The organism is Cellvibrio sp. 25HG11W-0, assembly GCF_057815475.1.
The window spans coordinates 3821173-3833265 of the sequence record NZ_CM174230.1; the positions used below are offsets into that span (position 1 = coordinate 3821173).

General features: G+C 47.5%; 10 protein-coding genes. 1 reads left to right on the top strand and 9 read right to left on the bottom strand.

Going from position 1 to position 12093, the window contains the following annotated elements; translation table 11 throughout:
* Positions 1 to 128: 128 nt before the first annotated feature.
* From AC0KUT_RS15945 to AC0KUT_RS15985, 9 genes are all read right to left on the bottom strand, one after another.
* Positions 129 to 2351 carry a ubiquinol-cytochrome c reductase gene (locus tag AC0KUT_RS15945; RefSeq protein ID WP_488831383.1) on the bottom strand — a complete coding sequence of 741 codons (2223 nt, stop codon included), beginning with the start codon at positions 2349 to 2351 and terminating at the stop codon, positions 129 to 131.
* A 2-nt stretch (positions 2352 to 2353) separates the two neighbouring features.
* Positions 2354 to 2950, bottom strand: a complete 597-nt coding sequence (gene petA / locus AC0KUT_RS15950; RefSeq protein WP_488831384.1) for a ubiquinol-cytochrome c reductase iron-sulfur subunit — start codon at positions 2948 to 2950, stop codon at positions 2354 to 2356.
* 442 nt (positions 2951 to 3392) lie between these two features.
* Positions 3393 to 4451: an alkene reductase gene (locus AC0KUT_RS15955; RefSeq protein ID WP_488831385.1), complete on the bottom strand. Its 1059-nt coding sequence runs from the start codon at positions 4449 to 4451 to the stop codon at positions 3393 to 3395.
* Positions 4452 to 4767: 316 nt separating this feature from the next.
* Positions 4768 to 5619, bottom strand: a complete 852-nt coding sequence (locus AC0KUT_RS15960; RefSeq protein WP_488831386.1) for an REP-associated tyrosine transposase — start codon at positions 5617 to 5619, stop codon at positions 4768 to 4770.
* A gap of 99 nt (positions 5620 to 5718) precedes the next feature.
* Positions 5719 to 8013, bottom strand: a complete 2295-nt coding sequence (locus AC0KUT_RS15965) for a metallopeptidase domain-containing protein (RefSeq protein WP_488831387.1) — start codon at positions 8011 to 8013, stop codon at positions 5719 to 5721.
* A gap of 530 nt (positions 8014 to 8543) precedes the next feature.
* Entirely contained in the window at positions 8544 to 8936 is a 393-nt protein-coding gene (gene rpsI / locus AC0KUT_RS15970; protein WP_488831388.1) for a 30S ribosomal protein S9, read from the bottom strand.
* Between the two features lie 11 nt (positions 8937 to 8947).
* Positions 8948 to 9376, bottom strand: coding sequence for a 50S ribosomal protein L13 (rplM, locus tag AC0KUT_RS15975; protein WP_488831389.1), 429 nt, complete (start codon positions 9374 to 9376; stop codon positions 8948 to 8950).
* Positions 9377 to 9484: 108 nt separating this feature from the next.
* Positions 9485 to 10618: a cell division protein ZapE gene (gene zapE, locus AC0KUT_RS15980; protein WP_488831390.1), complete on the bottom strand. Its 1134-nt coding sequence runs from the start codon at positions 10616 to 10618 to the stop codon at positions 9485 to 9487.
* Between the two features lie 140 nt (positions 10619 to 10758).
* Complete coding sequence (locus AC0KUT_RS15985; RefSeq protein ID WP_488831391.1) at positions 10759 to 11415, bottom strand: alpha/beta hydrolase; 657 nt, start codon at positions 11413 to 11415, stop codon at positions 10759 to 10761.
* Between the two features lie 165 nt (positions 11416 to 11580).
* On the opposite strand from AC0KUT_RS15985, the gene AC0KUT_RS15990 reads away from it, so the two are divergent.
* Positions 11581 to 12090, top strand: a complete 510-nt coding sequence (locus tag AC0KUT_RS15990; protein WP_488831392.1) for a Z-ring associated ZapG family protein — start codon at positions 11581 to 11583, stop codon at positions 12088 to 12090.
* Positions 12091 to 12093: the final 3 nt, after the last annotated feature.

The following is a 12093-nucleotide window of genomic DNA, read 5'->3' on the forward strand; positions in this document are numbered from 1 at the left end:
CTTGGCAGTAAAACAATAGAGGGGGAACGAAACTGGCCAGAGCATAGCAATAACTATCACAAAACAAAACGGGCGACCTAAGTCGCCCGTTAATATGTCTGTAATACTGCGTAATTCAGAACCTAACCTTAGTGAATTTCACGCCAAAACTCGCGATTCAAGAAGTAAACAAACACAAACAATATCAGCAAGAAGCCCAAGACCCAAAGACCCATTTGCTCGCGCTTAACAGCCGCTGGCTCACCGATGTATTCAAGAAAGTTCACCAAGTCATAGATTGCCGCGTCAAACTCGGCGGGTGTCATGGTGCCGATCACCTTACCTTCTTTCAAGGTGCCGCAATGCTCGTCCATTACCAAATTTCCTACATCATTGCGCAACGCACCGCCATGATGATTCAACTTAGGTCCAGCACCACACTCCAATAAGCCCTGTGGGCCAATCAACACATGCGGCATACCAACATTGGGGAACACGCGATTGTTCACACCCCAGGGGCGCGACTCATCTTTGTAGAAGTTACGCAGATAGGTATAAACCCACTCCGGTGAACGCGCACGCGCCACTAAGGTTAAATCGGGCGGAACTACACCAAACCACACCTTGGCTTGCGCAGGGCGCATAGCAATTTCCATCAACTGGCCGATACGCTGACCACCGTTAATAAGAGTACCTTCCATTAAGTCATGGGGTATATCCAAATCATCGGCTACACGCTCAAAACGCGAGTACTTTGCAGAGTGACATCCCATACAGTAGTTAACAAAGTATTTGGCTCCACGCTGCAGTGAAGCCTTATCTTTTAGATCTGGCTCCATGTGATCGCAGGGAATAGCCCCACAGGCAAATCCGCCTTCATTGGCAACAGCCTTAATGGGAATCAAGGTCAGCAATACGAAGAACACAAAGCCCGCTAACACCACAATCAAGGGCAGCCCCTTAGCTTGGGTGCGTGTTGGCTCAGCCAAATCCTTATCGCGCGCCGCCAAGATGGGCATAACGGCAAAGATAACAGCCAAAAATGCACAGAGGAACAACAGCAGAACAGGCACATCGCCGTGAAGATACTCAATTCCCATCCAAGCGAATACCACTGCAAATACGCCACAAAGTACCCAAGATACTGTTGATTTGGCTTTTTCTGGGGTAGAGGTAGTCCACACCGGCATAGTGACAAAATAGGCGAAGTAGAAACCAGTAGCGATTTGCGATAGCAGAGTTCTTGCTTCGGAGGGCGATTGCACACCTAAGTAACCCAAAACCACAAACATAGAGGCAAATGACAGCAGCATGACCCGTGGAATATGACCGCGGTAGCGCATAGATTTCACTTTACTGCGATCCAACCAAGGCAACACAAAGAGTACTGCAATGGCGGCAGCCATAGCCATAAAGCCGAGGAACTTGGCGGTCAAAGGACCAATCGGCATAGTCACCGCACGCAGCACTGCATAGAACGGGGTGAAGTACCACACTGGAGCAATATGCGTTGGTGTCTTCAAATTGTTCGCTTCTTCAAAGTTGGCGTACTCAAGGAAGAAACCGCCCATCTCTGGCATAAAGAACAAGATAAAACAGAAGACAAACAAGAATACTGTGATGCCCACTAAATCGTGAACGGTATAAAAAGGATGGAATGGAACGCCGTCGCGCGGAATACCGTTTTCATCTTTGTTCTTTTTAATCTCAACGCCATCAGGGTTGTTAGAGCCCACTTCGTGCAGCGCCAAAATATGCATAACCACCAGCGCTAACAATACTATTGGCAGAGCCACTACGTGTAGCGCAAAGAAACGGTTAAGCGTAATGCCGGAAATCAAATAATCGCCGCGAATCCACTGGACAAGGTCTTCACCTATCACAGGAATGGCACCGAACAATGAAACAATTACCTGCGCACCCCAATAGGACATCTGCCCCCAGGGCAATACATAACCCATAAAGGCTTCGGCCATAAGCGCCAGATAAATGGTCATACCGAAGATCCACACCAATTCGCGCGGCTTTTTATAAGAGCCGTACATCATGCCGCGGAACATGTGGAGATACACCACAATAAAGAAAGCCGACGCGCCCGTAGAGTGGAGATAACGCAAAACCCAGCCGTAATCCACATCGCGCATAATGTACTCAACTGAAGCGAAGGCGCCTTCAGATGAGGGGTTATAACTCATGGTCAACCAAATACCGGTTACTAGCTGATTCACCAGCACCAAGAGCGACAAAACACCAAAGAAATACCAAAAATTGAAATTTTTCGGCGCATAGTACTTCGCCATGTGGGTATCCCACGCGCGCTGAACGGGCAGACGATCATCAACCCAAGTCCACAAACCTGTTAACCACTTCATGCTTAGGCCCCCTGTTCTTCGCCAATAATTATTACATCATCACTTACGTACATATGTGGCGGCACTTGTAAGTTCAGTGGTGCAGGCATGCTTTTGAATACACGCCCAGCCAAGTCATACTTAGAACCATGGCAAGGGCAGAAAAACCCGCCCTGCCATTTAGCGCCACCCAAATCTGCCGCACCAACATCTGGGCGGAACATAGGGGCACAACCCAAATGGGTACAAACACCCAACAGGATGGCAAATTCCTTGTTAATCGCACGAGTTTCGTTTTGCGCGTAGGCAGGCTGTTGGGGTTCCTTGGAGTTCTCATCCAATAACACACCCATCTCCTCTACCTTTTTAAGGCCTTCCAACGCTTCTTGAGTACGGCGCACAATGAACACAGGCTTACCGCGCCACTCCACCGTCACCATTGCACCGGGCTCGATTTTGCTGAGGTTATACTTTACCGGCGCACCTGCCGCTTTTGCTCTGGCACTGGGGTTCCAAGACCCCACAAAAGGAACAGCAGCACCCACAACACCTACGGCCCCTACAAGTGAGGTTCCAATTATGAGGTTGCGGCGTGTCTTATTTACAGCGTCATTACTCATGACGAATATCTCCCCTAACGGCTGGACGGCTAGCAAATCACCTCGAAACGCAGGTGACAAAGGAATATTGGGCTTTCACCCAAAAGGCGGGCATATTAAAGAATTAACATCAGGCTTACAAGAATAACCACACAATATCCGTGGGTTATAAGCCAGCAATTTTAGACGTAAAAAAACGCCCAAGCCACAAAAGACTTGGACGTTTTTTGATAATCGTCAATTCGCAGCGCCAAAAAACGCTATCACACACTCAAAAGCCTTTAAAAAGGCCCTGTTACAACCAAAATGGCAAGAACTCAGTCCAAACCACGCAAAAAAACCAAAAAGGATTGAGCATTTGTTAAAAGTACCACTTACCCAGAAAAAGGCACAAAACGCACACTCATCGTGCGCCTATATTCACACCTCATCTTCAGGCGACTATCAATATCCACACAAACGACTAACTCGCCATAGGATAATCTGAATAACCGACCCCACTTGAGGCATATACCGTTGCCCAATTAACCTCCGCCAATGGCAAATCTTGTTGAAAGCGAGCCACCAGATCCGGATTGGCAATATAAAGACTGCCAAATGCCACTGCCTCTGCTCCACCTTCCGCAATCAACGCCTCAGCCGAAGCCTGCGTGAATTTTTCATTGACGATATAAGCACCGCCAAATGCCGCCTTAATCTTGCTGCCTATAGAGTCTTCACCTTGATACTCACGGGCACAGATAAATGCAATTTTTCGTTTGCCAAGCTCAGCCGCCAAATAGGTAAACAAGGCCACTGGATTTGAATCACCCATGGTGTGTGCATCGCCGCGCGGCGCAATATGGAAACCCACACGCCCAGCACCCCATACGCCAATGACCGCATCGGCAATCTCCAGCGCCAAGCGCGCTCGGTTTTCAATGCTGCCACCATAGGCGTCGGTGCGCTTATTGGTACCATCTTGCAGGAACTGGTCAATCAAATAGCCGTTAGCACCATGAATTTCAACACCATCAAAACCCGCCGCTTTAGCATTCTCAGCCCCCTTGCGAAAGGCCTCCACAATCGCAGGGATTTCATCGAGCGCCAAGGCACGCGGCGTCACATAGGCCGTTTCAGGGCGAACCAAACTCACATGTCCTTCGGCGGCTATAGCGCTGGGCGCTACAGGCAACTCGCCATTTAAAAACATAGGGTCCGATATGCGACCCACATGCCAAAGCTGCAACACAATCTTGCTGCCGTTTTCATGCACTGCGCCCGTCACCTTCTTCCAACCTTCGACTTGCTCATCCGACCAAATACCCGGCGTACTGGCATAGCCAACCCCCATTGGCGTTACCGCAGTAGCTTCGCTAAAAATCAAACCTGCATTGGAGCGCTGTGAATAATAGGTTGCCATAAGGTGGTTCGGCACACGGTTGTCCGTGCCAGTTCCACGCGCGCGCGTCAAAGGCGCCATAAATATGCGGTTGCGCAACTGTAAATCGCCAATTTGTACAGGTTCGAATAAAACAGACATAAAGCCCCCAACGGACAGCCAACATTTCGAGCAATGCAATCATCAAAATCACATCATGAACAGGAATAATGAGGGGATACTTAGAATTTTCAAGGAGATGAAAAAATGAGGTGACAAATATCAGCTCAATCACTGACTGAACGGGTAATCAGACCTACGCAGCAAATCAGTGACCTTTAACTCCCGCCTATCTAGCTCGTTAGACTCTCGATATCGAAAACATACTGCAAACACCACAAGTCCGCCGAGCTTAGGCACACTTAAACCAAACACCAACGAAATAGAAACCAAGTAAATAAAAGCCAACCAAAAACATTTAGATCATTCTTTTGGGTTTTTTGTCCAAAGCCAAAATCCTACTAATGCGCGAATAGTGTAGCCCGAAGTGGTCACCTATCGCCTTCATGCTATAACTACCACTCACGTAAGCATCCACTATGGCGGCATCACGGTCGCTGGCAGCTTGCTCATATTCAGCCAAGGTTTTGGGAATAGCGCGTTTTTGACTAGAGGGGATTTCAGAGAGTGCTTGATTTTTAACGAGCGCGCGATGCGTCTCAAGAAACACCTCATCACCCAGAAAAATTTGGTTTTTTAATTTTGCCCAAGGCGATGGCTGATTTTTCCCTTCAGCAACAAAAGATCTATACCCTTCCATTGCAGAAAGTTTGCTTCGCCCAAAAGCCGCGAGCAACCAATTAACCTCAAGCCAATCCGGCGGTGCCACTAAACCCGCCGTGGCGCGATAACTGCTCCAACGCCAGTCACGCACACTGCGCACCATGGCGGCACGCACAGGGTTAAGCACTATGTAGCGAGCAACTTCTAGCAAATAATTATTTTTATCCACCAGAATTGCTTTGTAACGCCCCTGAAAAACATACCCAACCCGGCCATGAGCGCGATTAAAGGTTTGCGTATACACACCATTCAATTGGCGCATACCCTTGGAGAGATTCGCATCGGGGGTTTCAATTAACAGATGGTAGTGGTTTGACATTAAACAATAGGCATGACAAACCCAATTATGGGTACGGCAAACATCGCCGAGAATCGCTAAAAAATTCTCCCTATCGGCATCATCATCGTAAATATCCTCGCGCCGATCCCCGCGCGAGGTAATGTGATAAAGCGCACCAGCAAACTCCAACCGCAATGGCCTTGTCATAACAACTCCCTCTACTAAACAATTTTTAAAAGCTTAGTAGTTGACAAAAGTCTAATGGGTGCCCCTAAAACCCTTGACCCTAAAACCCTTGCTAAAACCCTAAAACCACCCATTTGCGCGGGATAATTTTTTATTGTCTAGTAGTTGACAAAAGTCTAATGGGTGACCCCAAAGCCTTTTATTAAACAAAAGCAATGCTACAAGTAACAAAAAGGTTAGGTTCAGCGAACCACCGCCGCCCGATGAATTATTTTGAGAGCCTGAACTAGCATTCAAACTGGAACTGGAACTGGAACTGGAACTGGAACTGGAACTTGAACTTGAACTAGAACTAGAACTAGAACTAGAACTTAAACTAGCACTAGTGTTGTTAAGAGGATCCAAGGGAAATGGATCATCCAAATCTCCGATTCCGTCACCATCATCATCCCAATCAACATAATTTCCAATTTTGTCGCCATCAGTATCCTGCCAATCGGACGAATCATTCGGAAGCTCATCTAACTCATCTGGAACTGTGTCGCCATCAGAATCAAGCCCGCTTGGCATTACAGACGATAGAATAATATCAATTTTATCGATGTCGAATTTGACTCCACCATATTTGTCGCTCAACGCATATGAATAGACATGCAGGGTAGTAGTAGCTAGCCCCCAGCCGTTTGAATACACACGGGTGATCTGCTTTGTTGATGCTTGATCACCGTTTTTCCAAATCAAATGGTTTTGTAAGTCGCCAAAGAAAACAAATTCAAAGCTTTTATTTGTTCCAGGTATGGCACTCACCTGAACGTCAATCTCACTTTTTCCGCTCAATCTCGTCACTGGTATTGCAGGATAATTGTTAGAAATTTCCTGCTGGTAGAAATAATGAAAGCGCTCTTTAAAACTCACGATAGATTGATCGTTATTTGCAGTGCGAGTGAATTGAAAACTGGCGGTTTCCGCTGGCGCCACAATAGAGTCAATTTTTATGCATTCGGAATTAAAACATTTTTCAAATACATCCCCTGTTCGATGAAGCACCCTGAGATTGCTGGTCGGTGCATGATGATAAACCTGAGGATATTCAGCATTAGCAATGTTTTTCACATTCCAATTAAATTCGGTGATCATCAAACCACCATCAAAAAATTGAGCCTGTCCATCCATTATTGGATCATAGGCCCAACTGGACATAGTATTACCTTCATTTCGCAGCCAACGATTTTCTATTGTTAAATAGTGGTTTGGATCACCTTCAATGCGATAAATGTAAAGATAGTTGTTTTTATCGTATTTTTCTTTATCAGGTTTTTCGTTGGCTGCAACGCCATATAAGCCATTTTCAGAAATGACTAGCGGTGTTATCCATTTTCCATAAATCCATTTTTCAAAAGCTGAAGGATGCACTGGTACATCTTCTATGCTACCAGATAGAGCCCACGATCCCATGTTGTTGTTTACATAATAGTAGTCTGGGTAGCCGAGAAGCATATGACCTAACTCATGCACCCAGGTGCCAATCCGATAAAATTGACCGCTCCACTCTCCCGTTTCTAACAATAACGGAGATTGCTCTGGAATGATTATAAATTTGTCGAACAGCACTTTTGAATTTTCAATCTTGGAGTAATTTGGGTCACCTGGCTCCAATAGCTCAGCCAATTTTGCATGCATTAACACGACCCCCTGTTCAGTTATTTTGAAACTGGTCTGGTTCCATCTCATGCTGGATTTAGCACAGGCTCCAAATCCTCCTTCAATAACAAGCGCTATCCCATCCACCAGCGCAACATCTAAAGGGGACACTAGTTCGCTATCGTAATTTCTCAAATCCAAATTATAATTTACGATTGCATCCTTAAGAGCATCATTGAAAATACGGTCTATATCACATCGGAAAGTGCCATCGCCATTATCTATTTTATAGGCACTCATGTTTTGTAAGTATGCCCCAGGGGAACTAGAGCTTATCCAGCCATAGGTTTCAAAATGCAACTTTAAATTCCCAGCGGACACATCGTCAAAAAACTGTGCGGGGCCGTTTGAATTATTTAATTTCTCCTCTATTTCTGAAGAAGTAAACTTTTTATAATTTTTAATAAGAAGCGAGTCATTATTGAAATAGCTACTGTCCTTTTCAGGGTCGTAATCGGCAAAATCAACCAGTAATACAGGAATCTTAACCGTTGAAGACGAAAAAACTCCACAATCAGGCCTGTGAATACTTCCGTCCGAATTCATACCATTTCCATATGTAACCATAGACGGATATTCCAAAATACCTATATGCTGCATTACCGGCAGATTGAAAAATGGATCTAGAATTTTTTGCTCGTTGCAAGCATTCGCAGTAGGTATAAAAAAAAGTGATGCGAATATAAAGTACCAGTTGTATCTGTTATTGATCATATTGTTTCTTCCTGACTTGTAATTCCCCATAGATAATAAGACATTATCTTATTAAGACTAACCATCTGCCGCCTGCTGGCTTCTTATTATGCATCACTTGCCATCACTGGCGAATTAGTTTCTCGCGAAACACACAAGCAAGATCCCCCAATCTAAGACGACAATCTCTCACTGGGCAATTCCAGATCTGCTGCTACGCACGCCCGGTCGAGGTTAGAGTTATTTATCTATTGCCAAGCCCCCTGCTGTAACAGCCTAACTATCTGATTTATACGTCGCTTCGCCCCTACCCTTAGGTCTCTTTCGCTTCTCTCATGGTTTCCGCTACGTTACAACTCCTTCAGATTCCACCTAACGGTGAACACCCTTGCATAGGCTAGTGCCTCCTACTCGACGAGGCACACGGAGGACTTTTGCCTCCTAGGCTGTACCATGCTCGGCGCTCAAAAAAAAACGCCCAAACCTGTACAGGTTTGGGCGTATCAAGATAATCATTATTTGGCCAGCGAAACGCCAGCCAAATACAATTATTAACGCTTGGAGAACTGAGGCTTCTTACGTGCTTTACGCAAGCCAACCTTTTTACGTTCAACTTCGCGTGAATCGCGCGTTACGTAGCCTGCTTTACGCAGTTCGCCACGCAGAGATTCATCATATTCCATCAAAGCGCGAGTCAGGCCGTGGCGAATTGCACCAGCTTGACCGAAGCTACCACCACCGGCAACGGTGATGTTTACATCGAACTTTTCTACCATGCCTACCAGCTCAAGTGGTTGACGAACAACCAAACGCGCTACTGGACGACCAAAGTAAACGTCCAAAGGACGATCATTGATAGTAATGGTGCCGGTACCTGCAGTGATGAACACACGTGCAGTTGAGGTCTTACGACGACCAGTACCATAAAATTGAGTTACAGCCATGTCAGCACCCCTTAGATGTTAAGTTCTTGAGGTTGCTGAGCAGCATGTGGATGCTCATTACCTGCGTAGACTTTCAATTTCTTGAACATTGCGCGACCGAGTGGACCACGTGGCAACATACCTTTAACGGCAATTTGCAGTGGGCTCTCTGGTGACTTCTCTATCAGCTTTTTGAAGCTGGTAGATTTAATGCCGCCTACGAAACCGGTGTGGCGATAATAAATTTTATCAGTCGCTTTTTTGCCGGTTACGCGCACTTGCGCTGCGTTAACAACAACGATGTAATCGCCGGTATCTACGTGCGGAGTGAACTCAGGTTTATGCTTGCCGCGTAAGCGGGAAGCGATTTCCGCAGATAGACGGCCGAGGGTTTTGCCCGCCGCATCTACGATGAACCAGTCGTGAACGACGGATTCTGATTTGGCAACGTATGTCTTCATGTTATTCCTGCCTGTTAATGTGGTATGACCCACCCAAAAAGAGCGCGAATACTACACAAGCAGCGAACACTTTTCAACCCTTTTTATTGCCCTTCACAGGGCGTAGCGCTAAGGCTTGTGGGGGCGCGCTAAATACTCGTGACTTTGCATTTCTAACAACCTACTCGCCGTGCGCTGAAACTCAAAATCGAGCGTGCCAGTCGAGTAGAGCTGAAGCAAGGGGCGCTCGGCGGAGATAACCAGCTTTACCTGGCGATCATAAAACTCGTCCACCAAACTGATGAAACGGCGCGCCTGATCATCCAACACCCGCCCCAGCCCCGGCACATTGCTGAGCAAGACTGTGTGATGCTCCCGTGCCAGCTCTATATAGTCATTCTGGGAGCGCGGGCCATCGCATAGCTCAACGAAATCAAACCAAGCGACACCTTCGCTGTGATAACGCGCCTTTATATAGCGACCTTCGATTTCCAGTGCCACAGCCTCCTGCACCTCGGCGCCCGCTGCTATTAGGCTTTGGAAACTGGCCATTAGGCTTTGATCGGCCGCTTGGTCGAGCGGCGCGTGATACAGTTCGGCCTGCTCCAGCGCACGCAAACGGTAATCAACACCACCGTCCACATTCACCACCAAGGTGTGCTGATTCAATAGGGCAATCGCCGGCAAAAAGCGCGCGCGCTGCAGGCCGTTCCGATACAGCCCATCAGGCACTATGTTGGAAGTGGCGACCAAGGTGACGCCGCGCGCAAACAATTCCTCCATAAGCGTGCCAAGAATCATGGCATCGGTAATATCCGATACAAAGAACTCGTCAAAACAAAGCACTCGCGCCTCGCCGCTAATAATGTCCGCCACTTTCTCCAACGGGTTTTTCTGCCCATCCAGCTTTTTTAATTCAGCGTGAACGCGTCGCATAAAACGATGGAAGTGGGTGCGCAGCTTATTTTCAAACGGCAGGCTTTCAAAAAAGCAGTCCATCAAGTAGGTTTTACCGCGCCCTACTCCACCCCAAAAATAAAGACCGCGCACGGGGTGACGCGGTGGCGTGCCGGTCAGGCGCTGAACCCAGCGCCCCCAGCCGGATACAACCGTCTGCTCTTGCTGCCACGCAGCAACCAATTCTTTATAAAGAGATTCCAGATGCTGCACCGCAAGCGCTTGCGCAGCGTCAGCGCGAAAATCGGGTCGTTCGAGATCGCGCTGATAGCGCGCCAAAGGAGATAAACCAATCGAAACAGTCATAAAAGAAGGGGTTCGCTAACTTTATAAAAAAGAAGATACAGATAGAAGGCATTCGCACTCAGGCGAGTGCGGCCGCCACTTTACTGCCTAGGCAACCAAGGCGCAATTGCACACAACACTTATGCCTCTATTAATACGTATCACGCCAGCTGCCGCATCAGCGCTTGAGTCAAATCCGCTTTTAGTTCGGTGAGATAGCCATGGAAAAAATGGCCCGCCTCTGGATAGCGCAACAACTCGGTGGCGCCACCTAAGCCCGAGCACCACAGATACACACCCTCCGCATTTACCCGCTCATCTTTATCACCCTGAATAATGCAGAGCGGGCAGGGAAATTGGCCATCGCGCGCATAGGGGTAGCGCTCTACAGGCGGCGCCACCAAGGTGAGATGTACCATTTGTGGTAATCGATAGGAAACTTGCGCCGCAACCGAAGAGCCAAAGGAGAAGCCCGCCAAGAGTAACTTAACCTCCGGCAGCTGTTGCTGCGCCCACGCGGCTACCGCTAACAAATCATCCTGCTCACCTACTGCATGATCAAACGCCCCCTCACTTTTACCCACACCACGAAAATTGAAGCGCACTACATGCACCCCCAAGTCGCGATAGGTGCGCATTAGGGTAGTAACTACCTTATTATCCATAGTGCCGCCGTGCAGGGGGTGCGGGTGACATAAAAGCACCAGCCAATTCAGCGCAGCAAACTGTCCGTCAGATTGCGATTGATGAATAACTGCCTCTAGATTACCGCTGGGGCCAGGAATATTTACCGCCTGCTCTTTCGAAAATGGAAACACCTTTTTACCCCTATTGATTAACTTTACGTGCCTACTTACACAGTCTTAATAATTTTTGACCATTCTAATGAGAAAATGGACTTATAATAGCGCTATTCATGTCGGCGACCTCACTAACATTTAACCCATGCCGCTTGCTGCATTTTTTACGCTCAGGAGCTCAACGTGCACTCATTAACTAGCCTCATTATTACCGGACTGATTTGTTTTTTTGCTGGCGCAGGCCTAGGCATTTTGATTTATCACGTTTTCCGCGCCCAATTTAGTAGCCGCAACCTAGAGCAGCGCCTGCATAAAGCGGAGAGCGATTTACAATCCTATCAGCGCGATGTGGCTGAGCACTTCACGCAAACATCAGAGCTGGTCAACAACATGACCAATGCCTACCGCGAAGTGCATGAGCATTTAGCGAGCGGCGCGTTAAAACTCGCCACACCCGCTATTAGCCGTCAGATCCTCGATTCCGCCAACAGCAACCTCAGCGGCACTAACAAGGCCTACTTAAAAGAGCAACGTATTGAGCCACCACGCGACTGGGCCCCAAAAACCAACAGCAACAAGAGCTCCATGAGTGATGACTTTGGTTTAGATGATGATCGCAACGAACCAACAACGCCGGTCGTCACCGAATCTGCCGACGATTATGATTTTGATGGTAAGGCGAATCGCTACTAAGCA

Bases quoted from the DNA above. Each gene is read 5' to 3' on its own strand.
- zapE (WP_488831390.1), bottom strand. From the start codon at position 10,618: ATGACTGTTTCGATTGGTTTATCTCCTTTGGCGCGCTATCAGCGCGAT.
- rpsI (WP_488831388.1), bottom strand. From the start codon at position 8,936: ATGGCTGTAACTCAATTTTATGGTACTGGTCGTCGTAAGACCTCAACT.
- petA (WP_488831384.1), bottom strand. From the start codon at position 2,950: ATGAGTAATGACGCTGTAAATAAGACACGCCGCAACCTCATAATTGGA.
- AC0KUT_RS15965 (WP_488831387.1), bottom strand. From the start codon at position 8,013: ATGATCAATAACAGATACAACTGGTACTTTATATTCGCATCACTTTTT.
- rplM (WP_488831389.1), bottom strand. From the start codon at position 9,376: ATGAAGACATACGTTGCCAAATCAGAATCCGTCGTTCACGACTGGTTC.
- AC0KUT_RS15945 (WP_488831383.1), bottom strand. From the start codon at position 2,351: ATGAAGTGGTTAACAGGTTTGTGGACTTGGGTTGATGATCGTCTGCCC.
- AC0KUT_RS15960 (WP_488831386.1), bottom strand. From the start codon at position 5,619: ATGACAAGGCCATTGCGGTTGGAGTTTGCTGGTGCGCTTTATCACATT.
- AC0KUT_RS15955 (WP_488831385.1), bottom strand. From the start codon at position 4,451: ATGTCTGTTTTATTCGAACCTGTACAAATTGGCGATTTACAGTTGCGC.